Genomic DNA, 21,848 nt, shown 5'->3' with positions numbered 1-21,848 from the left:
ATGACCCGCACCGTCTTTGTGAATGGAGACTACCTGCCCGAGGCCGAGGCGAAGGTGTCGGTCTTCGACCGCGGTTTCCTGATGGCGGACGGGGTCTATGAGGTGACGTCCGTGCTGGACGGCAAGCTGATCGACTTCGACGGGCATATCCGGCGGCTGGAGCGGTCGCTGAAGGAGCTGGAGATGAGCTGCCCGGTGTCGGCGGAGGAACTGCTGGCGATGCACCGCGAGCTGGTCCGGCTGAACGGGATTGAGCAGGGGATGATCTACCTGCAAGTCACGCGGGGCAATCCGGGCGACCGCAGCTTCCTGTTTCCCGCCGCCGACCTGCCGGGGACCATCGTCGCCTTCACGCAGGACATTCCGAACCTTGCCGACGCGCCTGCGGCGAAGACCGGGTTCAAGGTGATCACGATCCCCGACCTGCGGTGGTCCCGGGTCGATATCAAGACGGTCCAGCTTCTGTACCCTTCGATGGGCAAGATGGCGGCGAAGAAGGCCGGGGTGGATGACAGCTGGTTCACCGACGAGGCGGGGGCGGTGACCGAGGGGACCTCGAACAACGCCTGGATCGTCAAGGGGAACCGGATCATCACCCGCGCCCTGGGGAACGATATCCTGCACGGGATCACCCGGGCTGCCGTCCTTCGGTTCGCGAGGGAGGCGCAGTTTGAAGTCGAGGAGCGGGCCTTCACGCCCGCCGAGGCACAGGGGGCGGACGAGGCCTTCTCGACGGCGGCCTCGATCTTCGTGATGCCGGTGGTGGAGGTCGACGGCAAGCCGGTCGGATCGGGCAAGCCGGGGCCGGTTGCGGCGCGGCTGCGGGAGATCTACCTGGACGAGATGCGGAAGGCCGCGATCTGACCTGTCCACGGTGGACAGAAAATCGGGCCGTTTGATTTCAATGGGTTGGGCGTGGACGTTCAGGATTTCTTAACTTCTGGCGCGACCCGTCCGGGGGCCGCATGACGCTTTATATCGACGCCGATGCCTGCCCGGTGAAGGGCGAGGCGGAGACTGTCGCCACCCGGCACAAGGTGCGGATGGTGGTGGTGTCGAACGGGGGCATAAGGCCCTCGCAGAACCCGCTGGTGGAAAGCGTCTTCGTGTCCAGCGGCCCGGACGAGGCCGACAAGTGGATCGCCGAGGCCTGCGGGCCGGGGGATGTCGTCGTCACCGGAGACATCCCGCTCGCCGCGAAATGCGTGGCGGCGGGGGCGCGGGTGGTCAAGCACAACGGCGAGGAGCTGACGGCGGCGAATGTCGGCATGGCGCTGGCGACGCGGGACCTGATGCAGGATTTGCGCTCGGCCGATCCTTTCCGGCAGGGGGGCGGCAAGATGTTCTCGAAGGCCGACCGGAGCCGGTTCCTGGATGTGCTGGACCGGGTGTTAAGGCAGGCGGCGCGGTGAAGGTGTGCGGCGAGGGAGTCGTGCTGAAGCCCGACCTACGGGTGCGGCGGGGAGTCGGGGCAGGCCCCGACCTACGATGAGCGGAGCTCCGTTCTCTCTCGACGGCTTCCGACGTGGCGCTCGCGACGGGGTGCCGCTGGCGGTGTCGATCTTCGCCTATGGGGTCGGGTTCGGGCTGGTGGCGGCGCAGGCCGGGTTCGGCGTGGGCAAGGCGGTGGCGACCAGCGCGGCGATCTATTCCGGCTCGGCGCAGCTGGCGGCGGTGAACCTGTTGCAGACCGGGCAGGCGACGCTTTGGGCGCTGTTCGCCGCGATCCTGGTGATCAATGCGCGGTATCTGCTGTTCGGGGCGACCTTGCAGCCCTGGCTCTGGCAGGCGGGGCCGATCCGGGCCTATGGCAGCCTGCTGCTGCTGGGCGATGCCAACTGGCTGATGACGATGCGGGCGATCCGGACGGGGGAGGAGGACCGGGCCTATCTGGCCGGGACCGGGGCGCCGATTGCGGTGGGCTGGCTGTCCGGCACGGCGCTTGGCGCGGCGGCGGTGTCCGTGCTGCCGCGGCCGGAGGCGCTGGGGTTCGACCTTATGCTGCCCTGCTTTGCCGCAGGGATGGTGACGGGGATGGTCCATAGCCGGATCGATCTGTTGCCGGTTGCGGTTGGGGCGGGGTCGGCCCTGGCGGTCTTTCACCTGGCCGGCCCGGCCCCCGCGATCATCACGGCAGGGCTTGCCGCCGGGGCGGTGGCAGCGTTGCTGCATCGGGGGGAGGCATGACCGACAGTTTTCCCGTCCTGCTGGCGGTGATGGCAGCGGCGGCCCTTTTGTGCCGGGTTGCCGGGTTCACGCTGATGCGCTTCGTGCCCGTCTCGCCGCGGGTGGAAGCGGCCTTGCGGGCGACGCCGCTGGGGGTGATGGCGGGGATCACGGCGCTTGCGGTGCAACGGGGCGGGTTGGCCGAGGGGCTGGCGCTGGCCGCGGTCGTGGGGCTGACGCTGGTCTTGCGCAGCGATGTGGCGGCGGCGCTTCTGGGAGTGGTCGTGGTGGCCGGGCTGCGCTGGGCGGGTCTTTGATCCAGCGTCCGGGATGTTGCCCTACGCCCCCATTCCCTCCCCACGCGGGGGAGGGGAGGAGCCAGGAGCCCAAGCGCCACGAGAAGGCCCTTGCAAAGCGCACTGCAAAGCAGAACCGGCGGCCCTCGCGGACCGCCGGTTTCGATTTCTTGCAGGTGGAGGCCTCAGTGCAGCCGGGCGGCAACCTGGGCGATCGCGTCGTCGATGGAGGACGACGCGGCCTCTGCGGTCATCTGCTTCGAGAGCACGTCGCCAGCGGCGGCCACGGCCACCGAGACGGCCTGTTCGCGCACCTGGCGGATCGCCGAAGCCTCGGCCGAGGCGATCTGTTCGGTCGCCGAGGCCAGGCGGCGGGCGATCGAGGCCTTGAGGTCGGTCTTGGCCTGGGCGGCGGCGGCAAGCGCCTCGTCCCGGGCCTGCGACACGATCCGGTCGGCCTGCTCCTGCACTTCCTTCTGCCGACGCTCATAGGTCGCGAGGATCGACTTGGCTTCCTCGCGCAGGGCGCGGGCCTCGTCGAGTTCCGCCTTGATCGAGGCCGCGCGGGCGTCGAGCATCCCGGTCAGCTTCGCCGGAACCTTGGCGTAGATCAGGATGCCGATGAAGGCAATGAAGGCGATCAGCACCACGAAGTTGGTGTTGTGCAGCGAGAAGAACGGACCCGAGGCCGCCATTGCCGGGGAGGCCAGAAGGGTCAGGAGGATGGAAAGCTTCTTCATCGCCTTACCCTTTCAGCCGGGCCGTCACGGCGGCCGTGACGGTTTTCGCATCCGCCCCTTGCCCGAGCGCGCCCACCAGTTCGGCAGCCACGTCGCGGGCGACTTCGGCCACGGCGGCGGCGGCACCGTCACGGATGCCCGCGATGGTCTTTTCCGATTCCGCGGCCTTGGCGGAAATCTCGGCATCGGCCTTCGCGGTGGCGGCGTCGAGGTCCTTCTGGATCTCGGCCTTGGCTGCCGCGACGATCTTGCCTGCTTCCGTCCGCGCATTGGCCAGCGCGTCGTTATAGGCCTTTTCGGCGGCGACGGCCTTCTGCTTCAGCTCTTCGGCGGCAGCGAGGTCGTTGGTGATCGTGCCTTTCCGGTCCGCCAGCACCGCGGCGATGCGCGGCAGGGCGATCTTTGTCAGCACGAAGTAGATCACGACCAGCGTGACCAGAAGCCAGAATATCTGGTTCGGAATCCATTCGCCGCAGAGTTGCGGCATGCCGATGGCGCCGCCGTGTTCGTTGACGCAAAGGCCTGCGGCCTCTTCAACGATTGGTTCAGTTGACATCGTCGTCCCCCATAGGGCTCTCTTCACGCCGGAACGGCGCCGGTGCTCCGGCGCCGCCAGTCACTGCGCGTCGGGCGTCTGGATCAGACGGCGAACATCAGCAGCAGAGCGATCAGGAACGAGAAGATCCCGAGCGCTTCGGCGAAGGCGATGCCGACGAAGAGGTTGGCCATCTGGCCGGGGGCCGCCGACGGGTTGCGCAGCGCACCCGACAGGAAGTTGCCGGCGATGTGGCCCACGCCGATGCCGGCGCCGCCCAGACCGATGGTTGCAAGGCCGGCACCGATGTATTTGCCGAGCAGAGCGAGTTCGCCTTCCATGATGTCTCTCCTATGGATGGAATGCTTGAGGTTGGTTGTTCCCGGACCCTAGTGGTGCGCTTCGCCGACGGCGTCGCGCAGGTACACGCAGGTCAGAATGGTGAAGACGTAGGCCTGGACGGATGCGACCAGGAGTTCGAGCCCGTAGACCGCCGCGATGGCCGCGATCGGCAGGACCGAGGCCACGCCCATCGCCCCTGCGAACCCGGCGAAGACCTTGATCACGGCGTGGCCGGCCATCATGTTGCCGCCAAGACGGACAGAGTGGCTGAGCGGGCGCACGAAATACGAGATCACCTCGATCATGGCGAGGATCGGTCGCAGGGCCAGAGGGGCCGAGGAAACCCAGAACATCGACAGGAAGCCGATGCCCTTGCGGTAGAAGCCGACGAGGGTGACGGTCAGGAACACCATCAGCGCCAGCACCGCGGTCACGGCGATGTGCGAGGTGGTGGTGAAGGACATCGGGATGAGGCCCAAAATGTTCGACAGGAAGACGAACATGAAGAGCGTCATCACATAGGGGAAGAACTTCAGGCCTTCATGGCCCGCGACATCCTCGACCAGCTTGTGGATGAAGCCGTAGAACATCTCGGCCACCGACTGTCCGCGCGAGGGGACGATGGCGCGGCGGCGGGTGGAGAGGACCAGGAGCGCGATGACGGCGAGGATGGCGATGCCCATCCAGAGGGTGACGTTGGTGGGGGTGTACCAGTGGACCGGGCCGTCGCCGAACAGCGGCTTGACGATGAACTGGTCCATCGGGTGGATCGCAAGCCCGCTGCCGTGTTCTTCCGTCGCCATCGTCAGTTCCCTTCGCCCTTCGCGGCGGGTGCCGCTTTCGTCTTGTGCAGTTCCTTCGCCGTGCCCAGCATCGTGCGGATGCCTGCGGCGAAGCCCAGGAGCGAGAAGAGGATCAGGAGGACCGGCAGCGTGCCGATGAGCACGTCGAGCCCGTAACCGATGGCGGTTCCCAGCATGATGCCGGTCGCCAGCTCGATCACCATCCTCCAGGCCACCTCGCCCTGCGAGAAACCCTTGGCTGTGGTGGTCTGCTTCACCTCCGGCTTGCCCTTCGCCTGATCGAGCCGCGCTTCCAACGCGCGAAGTCGGTCAGGATCGGGTTCAGTCGCCATGCGGTTTGGCCCCTTCACAGTCGCGGCGGTTCTACGAAGAGGGGGATGCAGAGTCAAGTGAGCAGATCGGCCTGCAACATGTTGGAATCATGTCATTTATAATGTCAGCTCGGGGCACGGGCGTCGACTTTCGCCGCATCCGCATATTCAACCCCGCGGTTGACGATTGCCGGGGGTAGCAGGATAGTCGCGCCATGACCGACCGACTGGATGCCGTCTTTGCCGCGCTGGCCGACCCGACGAGGCGGGCGATCCTGGCCATGCTGCTGGAGGATGACATGGCCGTGACGGACGTGGCCGACCCTTTCGCCATGAGCCTGGCCGCGATTTCCAAGCACCTTGCGGTCCTGTCGGAGGCGGGGCTGATCAGCCGGGAGAAGCGGGGCCGGGTGATCTGGTGCAAGCTGGAGCCGGAGGCGATGCGCGAGGCGACGGTCTGGATGAGGGGCTTCGGACAGGTCGATCCGCTGGACCTCGACGATTTCGAGCGGTTCCTGGAGCAGGAACTGGCCGAGCGACCGGAGTAGGGCGGCCCGCGACCTGTCAGGCCGATTGCAGGAAGGCGAGCAGGTGGCGTTCCGGCTCGAACAGGCCGGGCGTGTCAAGCGGCGTGCAGTCGGCCAGACGCCTCTGGCGTGCCTCGTCGGGAAGGTCGGCAAGGCCAAGGATCGCGGGGTGGATGTAGGAGCTGCGGCAGATTGCGGGCGTATTGGCAAGCCGTTCGGCGGCAGCGTCGGCCATTGCGCGCAGGGTGAGCGTCCCCGCGGTCTTGCGCGCCACGTCGAATGCGGCGAGCGACCCGCCCCAGGTGCGGAAGGTCTTGGCGCTGGTTTCCGGCAGGCCGGTGATCTCGGCCAGGTAGGCGTTGACGTGCTGCGAGGCGACGGGCTGCGGCTTGCCGGAGTCGTCCAGCCAGGTGAACAGGTTGCGCCCCGGCAGATCGTGAATCTCTTGCAGGATGCGGTGCAGCTTGCGGTCCTTCAGCGCATAGCGCACCGGCTTGCCGCCCTTGGCCCGGAAGCGGAGCGTGACATGCCCGTCGGCCAGGGTCAGATGCCGGGCCAGAAGCGTGCTCGCGCCAAACGAGCGGTTCTGCGCCGCATAGACAGGATTTCCGATGCGCAGCCAGGTCCGGTCGAGAAGCGTGACCAGCGCGGCGAGGCAGAAGGTCATGTCGCCGGTATCACTTTGCAGGTCGCGCTCCAGACGACGGCGCAGTGTGGGCAGGGCGGCCCCGAAGGCGGGAAGCTGGCCGAATTTCCGATCCGACCGCCAGGCCGCCCAATCGGGGTGGTAGCGATACTGCCGCCGCCCCCGGGCATCAACGCCCGTGGCCTGGAGATGCCCGAACGGATTGGCGCAGGTCCAGACCTGGTCATAGGCCGGGGGAATGCCGAGGCGGCGGATACGGGTCCGCTCGGCGCTGGACAGGGGCAGACCGTCTTGCCGGAGGTAGCGGAAGCCCTTGCCGTGCCGCCGCCGCAGGATGCCCGGCTCGCCGTCCTGAGAATAGGTCAGCCCTTCCGGGGTGATCGGTGCCGTCATGCTTCCGTCCATGTTGAAGCTCCCATTTCCGCTATGGCCCGCCAGAAACCCCCGGGGCCGCTCCGGGTTCCGCGCGGTCTCAGCGACCGCTGCGCCAGCGCCGCCAGCGCACCGCAAGACGGCGGCCCTTGCGGCGGCCCCGGATGATCAGCGCCGAGATCGGGCCGCGCAGGATCGGCAGGTCGACGGCGAGGAGGAGGAGGCCGAACGGCAGCATCCAGAGGCCGAGGACGGGCAGGAAGGCGAAGACGCCACCCGCGATCAGGATCAGCGCCAGCGGGAAGCGGACGGGAAACCAGCTGTCGCCGCGCAGGGTCGACATGGGCCCGCGCAGGGCCGGGATCAGCCGCTCCAGCGCGTCAAACTGTCGTTGGAACCTGCGTTCGCGGTTGGTCATCCCTTCCCCCATGTGGACGAAGATGGGGTCAGGCGGTGCGGCTTCAAGACTGACCCGGGGCAAGGGCCGGATTCCGCTTGGTGGCGGCGGGAACCGGGCCTAGGCTTGACGGGGGAGGATCAGGCCATGCTGAACGGACGCAGTTGGGATGACTGGATCGCCGACTATGCCGAAAGCCACCGCAACAGGTGGAACCGCCTGACGCATGCCTTCGGGATTCCGATGATCGTGGTGGCGATTGCGCTGGGGTTGTTGTCGGTCTTTGTCGCGGGCCTGTGGCCCTGGGGGCTTGGGCTGTTCGTGGTGGGTTGGGCCTTGCAGTTCATCGGCCACGCCATCGAGGGCAAGCCGCCGGAGTTCTTCAAGGACTGGCGCTTCCTTCTGGTCGGGACGCGCTGGTGGTGGAAGAAGGTGACGGGGCGGGTGTGAGGCGGCGAAATCTTCGAAGATTTCGGACCGGAGCCTTTGAAGGCTCCGGCATGATTTCTTCTAGGGAATCGCCTACCCGTCGATGCGGATGCGGGCGTTCGTCGGGTCGAAGGGGCTGTCTTCGGTGACGGTAGCATCCCATTCCTTCAGCTGCATCTTCACCTTCAGCTTCGTGCCCGGTTCGGCCAGCGCGGCGGGGACATAGCCCATGCCGATCTGTTTGCCGAAGGCGACCGAATAGCCGCCGGAGGTCAGGCGACCGACCTTGATGCCGTCGTTCAGGATGGCTTCCTTGCCCCAGGGATCAGCGTCCGCCGGGCCGTCGATCAGGAGGGTCACGCATTTCGACCGGATGCCGGTTGCCAGCATCTTCTCCTTGCCACGGAAGTCTTTCGACAGGTCGACGAAGCGGTCGAGCGCGGCCTCCAGCGGGGTCGCGTCGCGGCCAAGTTCGTTGCCGAAGGCGCGGTAGGATTTTTCCTGCCGGAGCCAGTTCTGGGCGCGGGCGCCGACGCCTTTCAGCCCGTGCTTTTCGCCGACCGACCAGAGGAGGTCCCAGAGGTAGCGGCCGAATTCGATCGGGTAGTGCAGTTCCCAGCCAAGCTCTCCGGTATAGGCCACGCGGATGGCGCGGACCGGGCACATGCCCAGTTCGATGTCGCGGTAGCTGAGCCAGGGGAAGCGCTTGTTGCCAAGGACGGTGTCGGGGTCGGCGTCCTTGACGAGGTCCTTGAGGAGCGCGCGGGCGTTCGGGCCGGCAAGGGCGAAGACGCCCCATTGCGTAGTGATGTCGTGGATGTCGATCCGGCCGCCGCCCTGAGCCATCCAGTCGTCGGCGGATTTCTGGAGGAAATCATAGTCATAGGCCGTCCAGGCCCCGGCGGAGATCAGGTAGTATTCGTTCTCTTTCAGCCGGACGATGGTGTATTCGGTGCGGGTGGTGCCGTGGTCGGTCAGGGCATAGGTCAGGTTGATCCGGCCCACGTTCGGCAGCTTGTTGCAGGTGAAATGGTCGAGGAAGGCGGTCGCGCCCGGCCCGCGCAAGAGGTGCTTGGTGAAGGCACTGGCGTCGATCAGGCCGACGGTGTTGCGGACGGCCTCGGCTTCGGCCTTGGCATAGGGCCACCAGGCACCGCGACGGAACGACCGGCTGTTGTGGTCGAAATCGGCGGGGGCGTCCTTGGGGCCGTAGTAGTTCGGGCGTTCCCAGCCGTTCACCTGGCCCATCTGCGCGCCCATCTCTTTCTGGCGGTCATAGGCGGGGGCGGTGCGCAGGGGGCGGCAGGCTTCGCGTTCCTCATCCGGGTGGTGCAGGATGAAGACGTGATCGTAGCACTCCTCGTTCTTGCGGGAGGCGTATTCCGTGGTCATCCAGCCGCCGAAGCGTTTGGGGTCGAGGGAGGCCATGTCGATCTCGGCCTCGCCTTGGGTCATCAGCTGGGCGAGGTAGTAGCCGGTGCCGCCAGCGGCGGTGATGCCGAAGGAGAAGCCTTCCGCGAGCCACATGTTGCGCAGGCCCGGGGCGGGGCCGACCAGCGGGTTGCCGTCGGGGGTGTAGCAGATCGGCCCGTTGTAATCGTCTTTCAGGCCCACGGTTTCCGAGGAGGGAATCCGGTGGATGAAGGACATGTACTCCTGCTCGATCCGTTCCAGATCCAGCGGGAACAGGTCGGCGCGGAAGCTGTCGGGGACGCCGTACTGGAAGCGGGCGGGCGCGCCCTTTTCGTAGGGACCGAGGATCCAGCCGCCGCGCTCCTCGCGGACGTACCATTTGGCGTCGGCGTCACGGAGGACCGGATGCTGCGGGTTGGTTTTGCGCCATTCGACGAGGGCGGGGTCGGGCTCGGTGACGATGTATTGGTGCTCGACGACGACAGCGGGGGTCTTGATGCCGAGGAGTTTCGCGGTCCGCTGCGCATGGTTGCCGGTGGCTGTGACGACATGTTCGGCATGGATCTCGAACTTGTCGTCCGAGGCGACGAGGTTGCCGCCCTTTTCCTCAAGCCTTGTGCAGGAGACGATCCATTCGCTGCCGGTCCAGCGGTAGCCGTCGACCTGCACCTTGCGTTCGATGGTCGCACCCAGTTGCCGGGCGCCCTTGGCCATCGCCTGGGTCACGTCGGCCGGGTTGATGTAGCCGTCCTGCGGGTGGTAGAGCGCGCCGATCAGGTCTTCGGTGCGCACGAGCGGCCAGCGGTCCTTGATCTCTCCCGGCTTCAGGAATTCGTGGTAAACACCGGCGGTTTCGGCGACGGAGGAATACAGCATGTATTCGTCCATCCGCTGCTGGTGTTGCGCCATTCGCAGGTTGCCGACGACGTAGAAGCCCGCGTTCAGGCCGGTTTCGGCCTCCAGCCCCTTGTAGAAATCGACCGAGTATTTGTGGATATGGGTCGTTGCGTAGCTCATGTTGAAGAGCGGCAGCAGGCCCGCGGCGTGCCAGGTGGAGCCCGAGGTCAACTCGTCGCGTTCGACGAGCATCGTGTCCCAGCCGGCCTTGGCCAGATGATAGGCGATGCCGGTGCCGACTGCGCCGCCGCCGACGACGAGGGCCTTGACGTGGGTTTTCATTGGAGGGACTCCCGCAACAGGTTTGCCCCTATCTGCCAGAGGCGGGGGAATGCGGGCAAGTCCACCCGACCTTTGGCGTCAGAAAACGACATTCGCGACGTCGCGCCGCAGTCTTGCCCGGATTCTGCGGTTGAAGGACGGAAAAGGGAATCGAGCATGAGCGTGAGTGAAACAGTCGTCCGGACTCCGGCCCGCCCCGCGCTGGTGGCGCTGGCGGCAATCCTGCTGTCCTGGCTGGCCGAGATCGCGGCTCAGGTCGGGTATTTCGGGCCGGGGGGCGAGCTGTCGCTCTGGGGCGTACAGATGGCTGTGGCGCAAAGCGCGGTGGTGGTGGCCGGGCTGGTGCTGGCGCTGGCGCTCGTCCGGCGGCTGGATCTGCTGGCGCGCGCGGTGACGCTGTTGTTCCTGCTGGTGGCGGTGCTGAACCTGGCGCTCTGGACGCTGTATGGCGAGGCGCCGCAGCTGTTCGAGACGCCGGAGCGCGTGGCCGTGGTGCGGGGAGTGACGCATGCGGTGCAGATCGCGCTGCTGGTCTGGCTGCTGCGGGCGCCGTGGCGCGCATGGCTGCGGGCGGGGCTGGTCATCGCGGTGGTTTTCCTGGCGACGAAGGAGGTGGTCCTGCGCTGGTTCAGCGTGGATGAGCTGTACGTCTTTCCGGACGCGAGCTGGGAGGAAACCTATGTCCCCGTCGATGTCGAGGCGCTTTATGCCGCCCAGGACCGGCTGATGGGGGAACAGGTTGCCGACCTTGCACCGCAGCTGCCGGGGGAACCGGACGTGTTTGCCCTGGCGCTTGGCGGGACGTCCTACCAGTCGGTCTTCCTGACCGAGGTCGAGAGCGTCTCGGCGATCCTTGATGCGCAGTACGGCTCGGGCAAGCGGACCCTGCGGCTGGCCAACAGCGAGGACGCCCCGACGCGGTATCCGCTGGCCAACCGGGCGAACCTCGCGCGGGCGCTGTTGGAAATCGGCAAGCGGCAGGGGCCGGAGGATGTGGCCTTCCTGTTCCTGACCTCGCACGGCGGCGAGGACGTCTTTTCGCTGAACTTCTACGAAGCGGGGACCCGGGACCTGACCTCGGCCGAGTTTGCGCAGATGCTGGACGACAGCGGAATCGGCCCGGCGGTGATCGTGCTGTCGGCCTGCCATTCGGGGTCGTTCCTCGACGAGATCGCCGCGCCCGACCGGCTGGTGATCACGGCGGCGCGCGGCGACCGGACCTCGTTCGGATGCCGTGACGGGGCGGAATGGACGGAATTCGGCCAGTCGTTCTTTGACCGGGCGCTGCGAGCGGAACCGGACCCGCGCAAGGCCTTTCCGCTGGCGGCGCAGGACGTCGCGCGGAAGGAAGTGATGGACGGGTTGACGCCCAGCTTGCCGCAGATGGTCGAGGGGGCCGAGATCGGGCCGGTGCTGGACCGGCTGCTGGCAGGCCGCTGACGGGATTGCTCGTCGACGACTTGGTGACGTCTCGTTGGTGCCTCCGGCGGGGATATTTGGGCCAGTATGAAAGGCCGGGCGCTCGTGACGGGCCGCAGGTGCCTCCGGCGGGGATATTTGCAGCAAAGATGAAAGGCGGGTCGGGGGCAGTCTTTCCGGCGACGACAAGACGATGTCGCAGCAGACGGCCCCGGCTTGCCGTTGCCGGAAATCTGCGCAAGCTTGAGCATGACCCATTCGGAAGGCTGATCAGATGACCCGTTTCAACCAACCCCTCGGCGGCAACGACATGCCGCGCTTCGGCGGCCCGGCGACGATGATGCGCCTGCCGGTGGCGACCTCGGCAAAGGGGCTGGATGCGGCGTTCATCGGCATTCCGATGGATCACGGCACCTCGAACCGACCCGGCACGCGGCTTGGCCCCCGGCAGATCCGCGATGAGAGCCGGATGATCCGGCCCTACAACATGGCCACCGGGGCGGCACCCTTCGAGCATTTGCAGGTTGCCGATCTGGGGGACGTCCCGATCAACACCTTCGACCTGAAGAAGACGGTGGACATCATCACCGCGCATTACCGCGAGGTACTTTCCCACGGCATCATCCCCCTGACGCTGGGCGGCGACCATACGCTGACCTGGCCGATCCTGCGGGCGATCAAGGAACGCCACGGTCCGGTCGCGCTGATCCACATCGACGCCCATGCCGACATCAATGACACCATGTTCGGCGAGACGGTCGCGCACGGCTGCCCCTTCCGCCGCGCCTGGGAGGATGGCTGCCTGATCAACGACAAGGTGTTCCAGATCGGGTTGCGGGCGACGGGCTATGCGGCGGACGATTTCGACTGGGGCCGCAGGCAGGGCTGGACGGTGGTGCAGGCCGAGGAGTGCTGGCACAAGTCGCTGACGCCCTTGATGCAGATCGTGCGGGAGAAGATCGGCGATGCGCCGGTCTATCTGACCTATGACATCGACAGCCTGGATTCCGCCTTTGCCCCCGGCACCGGGACGGTGGAACCGGGCGGGCTGACCACCTGGCAGGGGCTGGAGATCATCCGCGGCGCGGCCGGGCTGAACCTTGTCGGCTGCGATCTGGTCGAGGTGTCACCGCCCTATGATCCCTCGGGCAACACGGCGCTGATCGCGGCGAATTTCCTGTATGAGATGCTCTGCGTCCTGCCGGGCGTGCCGCAGAACCCGTCGCGGTTTTCCGGGCTGGTGTTCTGATCAGCCGCCGTCAGGTGCCGCGCTTTCCACGGTGCAGCGCTTGACGCCGTCCTTGCCGGTCTTGCAGCCGACCGTGCCGGATTTTTCCGGGGCGGCGGCTTCGACGGCGGGCTCTTGCGCACCGCCGAAGAGGTCAGAGAGGAAACCGCCGCCGCCATCCGTCGTGACCGGATCGGTTGCTTCGGCCGCTCCTGCCTGGGCGCGTTCGGCTTCTTCCGTCGCGGTCTTCTCCGCCGCGCGGGCAGCAACGTCGGCGAGGTAGGCGTCACGTTCGGTATCGTCGAGCGCCGAGGCCAGCACGATCACCGGCACATCGCCGAGGCCCGTGACCTTGTCGATCACGCCCGCGTTCATCGCCTTGACGTGCAGCGTTTCAAGGAAGGGCACCAGCTCCTCGTCCTTCATCCGCTTCGGCGCCAGGACCCGGAGGTGGATCTGTGCGCCCACATCGGCAAAGAAATACCGGCCGCGGAAGCCTTCGGGCAGCAGGTCCTCGGTCACGTCAAGCCCGCGCACGGTGGCGAACTCGGTGCCGCGGAATTCGGCCGTCTGCATCTGCAACTCGAACCGCTGCTGCATCGCCATCATGCTGGTGAAGATGATGTTGGGGTAACGGACCGCCTTGATGATCAGCTTGCGGTCGCCCTTCTCATAGGTCAGCGCGGCGACCTCGGTGCCCTTGTCGCTGTCGCCCTCGGCCATCCGCTTCACGGCGGCGACGGCGTCCTTGTCGGCCTTCTTGCTGTTCTTCGGCAGGAAGCCGTCTGCATCCGCGGCCTCGACCGGGCGCACCTTCCAGCCTTCGGGCGGTTTCGGCAGCATGTCCACCAACTTGGTCGGCATGCCGTTGGACGAGGTCGAGCCTGCAAGCCCGCCGATGCGGCCGGCAAGCCCGCTGAGATATTCCTGGAAGGTCAGCCCCTCGGCATCCTCGCGTCCGGCCCAGCGGGCGGACATCCTGTAGTCCACGAACATGTAGCCCCCGGCGGTCAGGGCGAACATGAAGAGAAAGCCGAACAGTCGCAGCACGGGGGTGGTCCTTGTCGATCTGGCGCGGTGATAGCGGTCAATTTTGGCAAGCTTCGGGCAAAGCGGCAGAAATCTGGTTCAAACCTGCCTGCGCAGCGAGGAAAGTGCAAAAAGCCCGGCGGCGACCACGATGATCGAGGGGCCGGTGGGCGTGTCCTGCCAGAGCGAGAGGCCAAGGCCGCCAAGGCCGGACAGGCCGCCGATGGCGATGGCGATGGCGGCCATGGCCTCGGGTGTGCGCGACAGGCTGCGGGCGGCGGCGGCGGGGATGATCAGCATGGCGGCGATGAGAAGCGCGCCGACGATCTTCAGCGCGACGGCGACGACCAGCGCAAGGGCGATGACCAGCACCAGACGCTCGCGGTCGGGGCGGATGCCCGCGGCATGGGCGAGGTCTTCGCTGACGGTGGCGGTCAGCAGCGCCTGCCAGCGCCAGGCGAGAAGGGCGAGGACGGCGAGCGCACCGAGCCAGATGAGGGCAAGGTCGCCCCGGCTGACGGCGAGGATGTCGCCGAAGAGATAGCTCGACAGGTCGGTTCGGACGGAGGGGAAGAAGCTGACGGCCACAAGCCCGAAGGCCAGGGCGGAATGGGCGAGGACGCCGAGCGTGGTGTCCATCGCCCAGCCCCGCGCCGACAGGCCCGCGACGGTGACGGCCATGGCGAGCGCCACGGTCAGGGTGCCAAGGCCGATGGGCAGGTCGGTCGCCAGCGCCAGCGCGACGCCCAGAACGGCGGCATGGGCGGTCGCGTCGCCGAAATAGGCCATCCGCCGCCAGACAACGAAGGACCCGAGCGGGCCGGTGGCAAGGGAAAGACCGATTGCGGCAAGGCCCGCGCGGACCAGGAAATCGTCAAGCATGGTCGTGGCCGTGGTGAGGATCGTGATGGTGATGGTGCGGGTGGCCATCCTCATGCGCGTGGTCGTGTTCGTGGCGGTAAAGCGCCAGCGCGCCCTGCGTGCCCAGACCGAAGAGCGCGCGGTATTCCGGCGCAGTCGACACGACGCGCGGGGTGCCTTCGCAGCAGATATGGCCGTTCAGGCAGATCACCCGGTCGGACGCGGCCATCACCACATGCAGGTCATGGCTGATCATCAGCACGGCGGCGCCGGTTTCGCGCCGGACCTCCTCGATCAGCCGGTAGAAGGCGGCCTCGCCGGGTTGGTCGAGCCCAGAGGTCGGTTCGTCCAGCATCAGGATCTGCGGCTGGCCCAAGAGCGCGCGGGCGAGGAGCACCCGCTGCAACTGTCCGCCGGAGAGCGTCGTCATCTGTTCGGCCCCCTGGCCCGCCATGCCGGTGCGCGACAGGGCCTCGTCGGCGGCCGCATCGGTCACGCGGGCGGGAAGCGACAGGAAGCGGCGGACGGTGATCGGCATGGTGCGGTCGATCATCAACTTCTGCGGGACATAGCCGATCTTCAGGCCGGGTTGCCGGGTGATGCGCCCCTCGGCGGCAGGCACGATGCCCAGAAGCGCGCGGAGGAGGGTGGATTTGCCCGAACCGTTCGGGCCAAGGATGGTCACGATCTCGCCCGGGTCGACCTTGAGCGAGATGTCGTGCAGCACTTCTTCCGCGCCGAAGCGGATGCAGATGTGGTCGGCGGCGATCAGGCTCATGCGGCCCCCTGGCAGGCCGGGCAGAGGCCGAGCGCCTCGATGGTGGAGCGTTCGACCCGGAACCCGGCGCGGGCGGCCTCGGCGTCGAGCGAGGTGCGGGCGGCGCTCGCCTCGGCCTCGGCGACCATGTGGCACAGGCGGCAGATCAGGAAGGCGGGGGCGTGCTCCTCGCCGGGGTGGGTGCAGGCCGTAAAGGCGTTCAGCCGCTGGATACGGTGGGCAAGACCCTGTTCGACAAGGAATTCCAGCGCGCGATAGGCGACGGGGGGCTGGTTGCCGAAACCTTCGGCGCCAAGCCGGGCCAGGACGTCATAGGCGCCAAGCGCCTTGTGGTTCTCCAGCAGGATCTCCAGCACCCGGCGACGGACCGGGGTCATCCGCGCCCCATTGGCAGCGGTCACGGCTTCGGCCCGTTCCAGCGCGTCATGGGCGCAATGGGCGTGGTCATGGGCGGCGAAGGCCAGTTCGGGGGCAGCGCAGCCGGGGCAATCGAGGGCGTGGGGCATGGCGGGCATCGCGGGGATTGACGTGTTATGATATTACATACATAGATCACCCGGCAAAGGGAAGGCCCGATCGATGCGTCCCATCATTCCGTTTCTGCTGCTTGCCAGCCCGGCGCTGGCCGAGGTGCCTTCGGTGGTGACCGACATCCCGCCGGTCCACGCGCTTGCCGCGCAGGTGATGGGAGATCTGGGCACGCCGGAGCTTCTGCTGGCCAGGGGCGCTGACGAGCATGATTTCCAGCTTCGGCCCAGCCAGGCCGGGGCGGTGGCCGATGCCGGGCTGGTGGTCTGGGTCGGGCCGGAGCTGACCCCCTGGCTGGAGGGCGCGCTGGAGGCCCGGCCCGAAGGCGCACCGGCGCTGGCGCTGCTGGACGCGGAGGGAACGAAGGCGCGCGACTATGGGGTGGGGAATGTGGAAGAGGGGCACGATCATGGCCCCGAGGACCCGCATGCCTGGCTTGACCCCGGCAATGCGCAGGTCTGGCTGGGCCTGATCGCCGCCGAGCTGTCGCGGCTGGACCCGGAGCACGCGGCGACCTACCGGGCGAATGCAGCGAAAGCTGCGGACCAGATCGGCGGGCTGGATGCGGAACTGGGTGCGCTGCTTTCCCCGGTCAGGGGCAAGCCGATTGTCACATTCCACGACGCCTTCGGCTATTTCGGCGATCACTACGGGCTGGACTTCGTGGGCAGCATCGCGGTCGGGGATGCGTCCTCTCCCGGCGCGGCGCGGCTGGCGGGGCTGCGGGACGAGATCGCGGCGGGGGGTGTGGTGTGCCTGTTCCCCGAGGTCCAGCATGATCCGGCCCTGATCGAGCAACTGGCCGAGGGGACCGGGGCCAGGATCGGCGGGGCGCTGGACCCGGTGGGGTCTTCGCTGGAGCCGGGGCCGGGGGCTTATGTGGCGCTGATGTCGGGGCTGGCGCAGGCGATCGTGGAGTGTGCGGGCGGGTGATGTCCACGCAGGACAGAGGTCTGATCCTGCGGGATTTCAAGGGCTTGGCTGTGGGCGTTCGGGCTTTCTTAACCAGAACGGGTGGGGGCGAACCCCACCCGCCAAGGGAAAGCGCTAGAACATGTAGGAAGCGCGCAGGCCGATCAGGTCCAGGTCGCGCTCGTAGAGCGGCTGGTCGTCGTCGCGGATTGCATCGTAGTTCACGTCGATCCGCACCGGCATCGTGGCAGGTTCCCAGCCGAACCCGAGTGAAAGGCCCTTGCCCGTCGTGTCAAGATAGTTGCCGCCGCCGTTCTCTGTCACGCCATCGACAAGGACCGCGCCCAGGGACGAGGTCAGGTGGCCGCCGTTGGCGAGTTCCGTCGTCACCGTTCCGCGCAGGCGCAGGACCGTATCCAGCGTACACCAAGAGGGAGACTGCCCGGTGCAGGCATCCACGCCATCGCTCATTGTCTCGCCGCTCAGCACGTCAAGGTTGCCCTCGATTCCGAACTGGAGGTTTCCGGAGGCCGCGAAGCGGTAGCCAGCGGTGCGCCAGCGAGAGATCGGTGGCTGTCGCTGTGTAATCGGAGACGATCGGGGCGTTGGTGCTGCTTTCGGTGACGCCAAGCCCGATACCATAGTAAAACCCATCCTGTGCGTCGGCGGCCTGTACCATGCCCAGCACCGAAATTGCCGCCATGAGTGCGATCTTCATGCTCGTTTCCTCTGATTTTCTTGCGCCCGATGCTGATGCTCTCAACACCACCGGGTGATGGTTCATGAATCTTACAGGCATGGTTCTTGCCGAAGAAGCATGCTGAATCCTGAATTTCTAAGCCTGTGGCGGAATTACCAAGTCGGTATGCGCCGGAGGGTGTCGGATGAGTCGGCCTAGATCGACGCCAGTGCGAGCAGCTTTTCGCAATCCACATTCGCGGCAAGGTGGTCGGCCAGAGCGTCGAGCGTTTCCTCGACGGACTGGTCGTAGCTGAAGTTGCCGGGGGTTGCACCGAGGCCTGCGAGGAAGGCGCGGCGGAAGGCGTCTTCGGTGAACATGCCGTGGAGGTAGCTGCCCATCGCCCGGCCATCGGCGCGGACGGCGCCTTCGGGCTGGCCGTTCACGCTGAACAGCGGGCGGGCGCGGTCGGGGCCTTCCGTGCGGCCGAGGTGAATTTCGTAGCCCTTGACGCGGGTGCCTGACGCGGGGTGGATCGCCTCGGTTTCGGTCACGCGCTTGTCGGCGGTCATCACGGTGGTGAGGTCCAGAAGGCCGAGACCGGCGACGGAGCCCGGCTTGCCCTCGATCCCGTCAGGGTCGGCGATCTCGCGCCCGAGCATCTGGTAGCCGCCGCAGAGGCCCAGAACCCGTGCGCCCCGGCTGAGGGCGGCGGCGAGGTCGATGTCCCAGCCTTCGGCGCGGAAATGGGCGAGGTCGGCGATGGTGGCTTTGCTTCCCGGCAGGATGATCAGATCGGACTCGACCGGCAGGGGTTGGCCGGGCTTGACGATCTTCAGGGTGACGCCGGGTTCCTGGGCAAGCGGGTCGAGGTCGTCGAAATTGGCGATGCGGTTCAGGTGGGGGACGGCGATCAGGAATTGGCCGTTGCCCCTTGTGCCGCCCCCGCCGCTGCTCAACTCGGCGGCGTCCTCCGCCGGAAGGCGGTGGGCATGAGGGAACCATGGGATGACGCCGAGGCCGGGCCAGCCGGTGCGCTGTTCGATCAGGCGGTAGCCGTCGTCGAAAAGTCGGGGGTCGCCGCGGAACTTGTTGATCAGGAAGCCCCTGATCATCGCGGCATCCCCGGGGTCCAGCACCGCCTGCGTGCCCACGAGTTGCGCGATGACGCCCCCCCGGTCGATGTCGCCGGTCAGGATCACCGGCACGCAGGCCTCGTGGGCGAAGCCCATGTTGGCGATGTCGCCTGCCCGCAGGTTCACCTCGGCGGGGCTGCCTGCACCCTCGACGATCACGAGGTCGGCTTGGGACTGAAGGCGGCGGAAGCTGTCGAGGACCGGGGCCATGAGTTGCGGCTTGAGGGCGGCGTAGCCTCTGGCTTTCACGGTCGTCAGGCGCTTGCCCTGCACGATCACCTGCGCGCCGGTTTCGGATTCGGGCTTCAAGAGCACGGGGTTCATGTCCACATGGGGCGCCACCTTGCAGGCGCGGGCCTGCAGCGCCTGCGCGCGGCCGATCTCGCCGCCCTCCGCCACGGCGGCGTTGTTCGACATGTTCTGCGGCTTGAAGGGGCGCACGGTCATGCCGAGGCGGGTGAAATGGCGGCAAAGCCCGGCGACGAGAAGCGACTTGCCGACGTTGGAGCCTGCGCCCTGAATCATGATGCGCTTCATGCGCCCCTTATAACGCTTGTCCCGATCGGAGCCAGAGGCAGCTGCGACCGGCGTGCCATGGCTCCGGCCACCCCGCATATTGCGGCTTTGGGCTTGACCCCGGCGGGCTGCGGCAGTCTGTTTGCGTTAACATCGCCTTGGGGTGGTCGGGGAGGATCGGAGATGCAGAAACCGGAAATCGGGCTGGTGGGGCTTGGCACCATGGGGGCCGCGCTGGCGCTGAACATCGCCGAGAAGGGTTTTCCGATTGCGGTGTGGAACCGGACGCCTTCCGCCACCGACGAATTCTTCGCCTCGGCGGGCGACCTTGCCGGGCGGATCGTGCCGACGAAGACCCTGGCCGACCTGGCTGCCGCGATGGCCGTACCCAGGTCGATCATCCTGATGGTCCCGGCGGGCAAGCCGGTGGATGACATGCTGGCGGCGCTGGCGCCCTTTCTCGGGTCGGACGACCTGGTGATCGACGCGGGCAACGCGAATTTCCACGACACCAACCGGCGCGCGGCGGCGGGCCTGCCGTTCCGCTTCATGGGGATCGGCGTCTCGGGCGGCGAGGAGGGCGCGCGGCACGGGCCTGCGATCATGGCCGGGGGCACGGCGGAAGACTGGGAGCGGATGGCGCCGGTGTTCCGGGCGATTGCCGCGAAGGCCGAGGACGGCACCCCCTGCGCCGACCATATGGGCGAGACCGGGGCGGGGCATTTCGTCAAGGCGGTGCACAACGGCATCGAATATGCCGACATGCAGATGATCGCCGAGACCTATGGCGTGATGCGCGACGGGCTGGGGATGTCGGCGGCCGAGATCGCCCCGGTTTTCGCGCGCTGGAACGAAGGGACCTTGCGGTCCTACCTGATCGAGATTTCGGCGGCGGTGGCGGCGGCGGCGGACCCGGTCAAGGGCGGGCCGCTCCTCGACATGATCGTCGACGCGGCGGGGCAGAAGGGCACCGGACGCTGGACGGCGATCGAGGCGCAGAACCTCGGCACGCCGATCCCGGTGATCGAGGCGGCGGTGATGGCGCGGAACGTATCGGCGCGGCGGGGCGAGCGGGCAGCAGGCGAGGCGCTGTATGGCGCGGCGCCGGAACGCGCCAGCGTGTCGCTGGAGGATCTGGAACAGGCGCTGATCGCGGGCAAGATCCTGTGCTATGCGCAGGGTTTCGCGATGATGACGGCGGCGGCGGGGGAATTCGGCTGGGCCTTGGACATGCCGCGGGTGGCGCGGGTCTGGCGCGCGGGCTGCATCATCCGGTCCGCCATGCTGAACGACATGGCTTCGGCACTGGCGGAAGACCCGGGCCGCAACCTGATGCTGGCGCCATACTTCGTGGCCCACCTGCGCCGCACCGTGCCCGCGCTGCGCCGGGTGGTGGCGGCAGGCGCGCTGCACGGTCTGGGGCTTCCCGCGCTGTCGGCGGGGCTTGCGTGGTTCGACCTGATGCGCACCGCGCGGGGGACGGCGAACATGATCCAGGGGCAACGCGATTTCTTCGGGCTGCACGGGTTCCAGCGGCTGGACGGGCTGGACCTGCCGCACGGGCCCTGGGCCAAGGGGTGACGTCGGCCGGCGCGCCGAAGCGGGCCAGCCGACGCCGGAAGGCTGTCCGGCGCCGATCGACGCGCCGGAGAGCCTTCCGGCATTTGGTGGTGGTCGCGTGTCTTTCGCCAAGACCGGCGTCCACTATTGCCGGTCACGCTCGGGGTCAACCCGCCGTCAGCGGGTGAGCCAGCTCGTGACCAGGGTGATCCCGGCGAGCCCGGCAATCGTGATCAGCCAGTTGAACAGGATGGGTTCCTTGGGAGGCGGATCGTCCTCTTGCGGGTTGCGCTCGTCCGTCTTGTCTTCAGCCATGGGTGTGTCCTCATGAATGGCATGCGACCGCATGCCTGCGAGGCACACGGCGGTTCAGGTCATCCGGGCGATGAGGACGCGGGGCGGGGCGCGGGCATCCCAGCCGTCGAACACCGGCTGCGCGCCGCAAGTTGCGCAGGCGGGCCAGAAGGCGATGGGTGATACCGCCGGATCCGGGACCGGCCCGGCGCCCGCGGGCAGCAGGGCGGGCGGGGCGCTGTCGAGGGACTGGGGGCGCTTGGTCCGAAGCGCCGAAAGTGTCGGCTGCAGCGCGTGAACGCCCGATTGCCGGGCGGTCAGGAAATGCCCGCTCCCGGCCCTGTCCGGCCCGGGAACGGAGATCGACAGGACCAGAAGGAGAGCCGACAGCACGCAGAGACAGAGCCGTGCCCATTGTGGCAGGGCAGGGGTCGGGACGACGGTCGATGGTTCGGTCCTGCACTCCATGTCGCGGAGACAGGTAGCCGCAAAGTTCGGCCCCTGCCAGAGGCGAGCAGCCCGCGCTGCGATCGCGGCTCCACAGGCGGCTGCGCGAACAAGATACGGCAGACGGCAACCGTCTGGTCTTTGGGGAGTTCGGGGGGAGAGTTTGGTGGCGAGGGAGGGACTCGAACCCTCGACCTCGCGATTATGAGTCGCGCGCTCTAACCAGCTGAGCTACCTAGCCACTGCGGCGCGGATTAAGGGGGCCGGGGGCAGAGGTCAAGGGCGAATCGGCGCAGGCGAAGTCA

General features: G+C 67.4%; 27 protein-coding genes and 1 tRNA gene. 10 read left to right on the top strand and 18 right to left on the bottom strand.

The genetic code is table 11. The features are described 5' to 3' along the window. The 4 genes from JNL31_RS14090 (at position 1) to JNL31_RS14075 (ending at position 2,483) form a co-directional block, all read left to right on the top strand. Positions 1-864, top strand: coding sequence for a D-amino-acid transaminase (locus tag JNL31_RS14090; RefSeq protein ID WP_294974382.1), 864 nt, complete (start codon positions 1-3; stop codon positions 862-864). Positions 865-965: 101 nt separating this feature from the next. After that, positions 966-1,412, top strand: a complete 447-nt coding sequence (locus JNL31_RS14085) for a YaiI/YqxD family protein (RefSeq protein WP_294974379.1) — start codon at positions 966-968, stop codon at positions 1,410-1,412. Between the two features lie 76 nt (positions 1,413-1,488). Continuing rightward, on the top strand, positions 1,489-2,187 hold the full coding sequence (locus JNL31_RS14080) for an AzlC family ABC transporter permease (protein ID WP_294974377.1): 699 nt from the start codon (positions 1,489-1,491) through the stop codon (positions 2,185-2,187). Beyond that, the gene (locus tag JNL31_RS14075; RefSeq protein ID WP_294974375.1) at positions 2,184-2,483 is read left to right on the top strand and encodes an AzlD domain-containing protein; all 300 of its coding nucleotides are present in this window, start codon (positions 2,184-2,186) and stop codon (positions 2,481-2,483) included. Before JNL31_RS14080 ends, JNL31_RS14075 begins: the two co-directional genes overlap by 4 nt. Before the next feature lie 164 nt (positions 2,484-2,647). On the opposite strand, the gene JNL31_RS14070 is transcribed toward JNL31_RS14075, so the two are convergent. The 5 genes from JNL31_RS14070 to JNL31_RS14050 all read right to left on the bottom strand — a co-directional run bounded on the left by JNL31_RS14070 (position 2,648) and on the right by JNL31_RS14050 (position 5,214). Continuing rightward, positions 2,648-3,202 (bottom strand): F0F1 ATP synthase subunit B, encoded by a 555-nt coding sequence (locus JNL31_RS14070; protein WP_294974373.1) that lies wholly within the window; start codon positions 3,200-3,202, stop codon positions 2,648-2,650. Positions 3,203-3,206: 4 nt separating this feature from the next. Then, on the bottom strand, positions 3,207-3,758 hold the full coding sequence (locus JNL31_RS14065; RefSeq protein ID WP_294974371.1) for a F0F1 ATP synthase subunit B': 552 nt from the start codon (positions 3,756-3,758) through the stop codon (positions 3,207-3,209). 83 nt (positions 3,759-3,841) lie between these two features. Further along, the gene (locus JNL31_RS14060) at positions 3,842-4,078 is read right to left on the bottom strand and encodes a F0F1 ATP synthase subunit C (protein ID WP_294974368.1); all 237 of its coding nucleotides are present in this window, start codon (positions 4,076-4,078) and stop codon (positions 3,842-3,844) included. Positions 4,079-4,126: 48 nt separating this feature from the next. Beyond that, entirely contained in the window at positions 4,127-4,882 is a 756-nt protein-coding gene (locus tag JNL31_RS14055) for a F0F1 ATP synthase subunit A (RefSeq protein ID WP_294974365.1), read from the bottom strand. A 2-nt stretch (positions 4,883-4,884) separates the two neighbouring features. Then, entirely contained in the window at positions 4,885-5,214 is a 330-nt protein-coding gene (locus tag JNL31_RS14050) for an AtpZ/AtpI family protein (protein ID WP_294974362.1), read from the bottom strand. A gap of 194 nt (positions 5,215-5,408) precedes the next feature. Between JNL31_RS14050 and JNL31_RS14045 the strand changes: the two genes are divergently transcribed. Beyond that, entirely contained in the window at positions 5,409-5,741 is a 333-nt protein-coding gene (locus JNL31_RS14045; RefSeq protein ID WP_294974358.1) for a metalloregulator ArsR/SmtB family transcription factor, read from the top strand. Between the two features lie 16 nt (positions 5,742-5,757). On the opposite strand, the gene JNL31_RS14040 is transcribed toward JNL31_RS14045, so the two are convergent. Both JNL31_RS14040 and JNL31_RS14035 read right to left on the bottom strand, forming a co-directional pair. After that, a complete protein-coding gene (locus JNL31_RS14040; protein ID WP_294974356.1) occupies positions 5,758-6,759 on the bottom strand; it encodes a DNA topoisomerase IB in 1,002 nt (333 codons plus the stop codon). Positions 6,760-6,838: 79 nt separating this feature from the next. After that, positions 6,839-7,156 (bottom strand): hypothetical protein, encoded by a 318-nt coding sequence (locus JNL31_RS14035; RefSeq protein WP_294974353.1) that lies wholly within the window; start codon positions 7,154-7,156, stop codon positions 6,839-6,841. A 126-nt stretch (positions 7,157-7,282) separates the two neighbouring features. Here JNL31_RS14035 and JNL31_RS14030 point away from each other — a divergent pair, with 126 nt between their 5' ends. Beyond that, a complete protein-coding gene (locus JNL31_RS14030; RefSeq protein ID WP_294974351.1) occupies positions 7,283-7,585 on the top strand; it encodes a DUF962 domain-containing protein in 303 nt (100 codons plus the stop codon). Positions 7,586-7,657: 72 nt separating this feature from the next. Here the strand turns inward: JNL31_RS14030 and JNL31_RS14025 are convergent, their stop codons facing one another. Further along, positions 7,658-10,156, bottom strand: coding sequence for an FAD-dependent oxidoreductase (locus tag JNL31_RS14025; RefSeq protein ID WP_294974349.1), 2,499 nt, complete (start codon positions 10,154-10,156; stop codon positions 7,658-7,660). 156 nt (positions 10,157-10,312) lie between these two features. On the opposite strand from JNL31_RS14025, the gene JNL31_RS14020 reads away from it, so the two are divergent. Together JNL31_RS14020 and speB are read left to right on the top strand one after the other, a co-directional pair. Further along, positions 10,313-11,596, top strand: coding sequence for a C13 family peptidase (locus JNL31_RS14020; protein ID WP_294974347.1), 1,284 nt, complete (start codon positions 10,313-10,315; stop codon positions 11,594-11,596). A gap of 253 nt (positions 11,597-11,849) precedes the next feature. After that, on the top strand, positions 11,850-12,824 hold the full coding sequence (gene speB, locus JNL31_RS14015; protein ID WP_294974344.1) for an agmatinase: 975 nt from the start codon (positions 11,850-11,852) through the stop codon (positions 12,822-12,824). Here the strand turns inward: speB and JNL31_RS14010 are convergent, their stop codons facing one another. The 4 genes from JNL31_RS14010 to JNL31_RS13995 all read right to left on the bottom strand — a co-directional run bounded on the left by JNL31_RS14010 (position 12,825) and on the right by JNL31_RS13995 (position 15,977). Then, a complete protein-coding gene (locus JNL31_RS14010) occupies positions 12,825-13,853 on the bottom strand; it encodes a hypothetical protein (protein ID WP_294974342.1) in 1,029 nt (342 codons plus the stop codon). 78 nt (positions 13,854-13,931) lie between these two features. Next, positions 13,932-14,714, bottom strand: a complete 783-nt coding sequence (locus tag JNL31_RS14005; RefSeq protein WP_294974424.1) for a metal ABC transporter permease — start codon at positions 14,712-14,714, stop codon at positions 13,932-13,934. After that, the gene (locus tag JNL31_RS14000) at positions 14,707-15,471 is read right to left on the bottom strand and encodes a metal ABC transporter ATP-binding protein (RefSeq protein WP_294974339.1); all 765 of its coding nucleotides are present in this window, start codon (positions 15,469-15,471) and stop codon (positions 14,707-14,709) included. The genes JNL31_RS14005 and JNL31_RS14000 overlap by 8 nt, the downstream gene beginning before the upstream one ends. Further along, positions 15,468-15,977, bottom strand: a complete 510-nt coding sequence (locus JNL31_RS13995; protein WP_294974336.1) for a Fur family transcriptional regulator — start codon at positions 15,975-15,977, stop codon at positions 15,468-15,470. Before JNL31_RS13995 ends, JNL31_RS14000 begins: the two co-directional genes overlap by 4 nt. A 73-nt stretch (positions 15,978-16,050) precedes the next feature. Here JNL31_RS13995 and JNL31_RS13990 point away from each other — a divergent pair, with 73 nt between their 5' ends. Then, positions 16,051-16,932, top strand: coding sequence for a zinc ABC transporter substrate-binding protein (locus JNL31_RS13990; protein ID WP_294974333.1), 882 nt, complete (start codon positions 16,051-16,053; stop codon positions 16,930-16,932). Between the two features lie 114 nt (positions 16,933-17,046). On the opposite strand, the gene JNL31_RS13985 is transcribed toward JNL31_RS13990, so the two are convergent. The 3 genes from JNL31_RS13985 to JNL31_RS13975 all read right to left on the bottom strand — a co-directional run bounded on the left by JNL31_RS13985 (position 17,047) and on the right by JNL31_RS13975 (position 19,263). After that, the gene (locus JNL31_RS13985; protein WP_294974330.1) at positions 17,047-17,382 is read right to left on the bottom strand and encodes a hypothetical protein; all 336 of its coding nucleotides are present in this window, start codon (positions 17,380-17,382) and stop codon (positions 17,047-17,049) included. Positions 17,383-17,401: 19 nt separating this feature from the next. Beyond that, positions 17,402-17,629, bottom strand: a complete 228-nt coding sequence (locus tag JNL31_RS13980; RefSeq protein WP_294974329.1) for a hypothetical protein — start codon at positions 17,627-17,629, stop codon at positions 17,402-17,404. A gap of 176 nt (positions 17,630-17,805) precedes the next feature. Continuing rightward, positions 17,806-19,263, bottom strand: a complete 1,458-nt coding sequence (locus JNL31_RS13975; RefSeq protein WP_294974326.1) for a cobyric acid synthase — start codon at positions 19,261-19,263, stop codon at positions 17,806-17,808. A gap of 162 nt (positions 19,264-19,425) precedes the next feature. Here JNL31_RS13975 and gndA point away from each other — a divergent pair, with 162 nt between their 5' ends. Further along, positions 19,426-20,823: an NADP-dependent phosphogluconate dehydrogenase gene (gene gndA / locus JNL31_RS13970; protein WP_294974323.1), complete on the top strand. Its 1,398-nt coding sequence runs from the start codon at positions 19,426-19,428 to the stop codon at positions 20,821-20,823. A gap of 156 nt (positions 20,824-20,979) precedes the next feature. Here gndA and JNL31_RS13965 read toward each other — a convergent pair whose 3' ends face one another. The 3 genes from JNL31_RS13965 to JNL31_RS13955 all read right to left on the bottom strand — a co-directional run bounded on the left by JNL31_RS13965 (position 20,980) and on the right by JNL31_RS13955 (position 21,784). Next, positions 20,980-21,117, bottom strand: a complete 138-nt coding sequence (locus tag JNL31_RS13965; protein WP_294974321.1) for a hypothetical protein — start codon at positions 21,115-21,117, stop codon at positions 20,980-20,982. 54 nt (positions 21,118-21,171) lie between these two features. Next, positions 21,172-21,564 (bottom strand): hypothetical protein, encoded by a 393-nt coding sequence (locus JNL31_RS13960; RefSeq protein ID WP_294974318.1) that lies wholly within the window; start codon positions 21,562-21,564, stop codon positions 21,172-21,174. 143 nt (positions 21,565-21,707) lie between these two features. Then, positions 21,708-21,784 (bottom strand) — tRNA-Met (locus tag JNL31_RS13955). Positions 21,785-21,848: the final 64 nt, after the last annotated feature.

The organism is Tabrizicola sp. (genome assembly GCF_016792905.1).
Classification (GTDB): Bacteria; Pseudomonadota; Alphaproteobacteria; order Rhodobacterales; family Rhodobacteraceae; genus Tabrizicola.
This window is presented reverse-complemented; position numbering and strand designations above follow the sequence as displayed.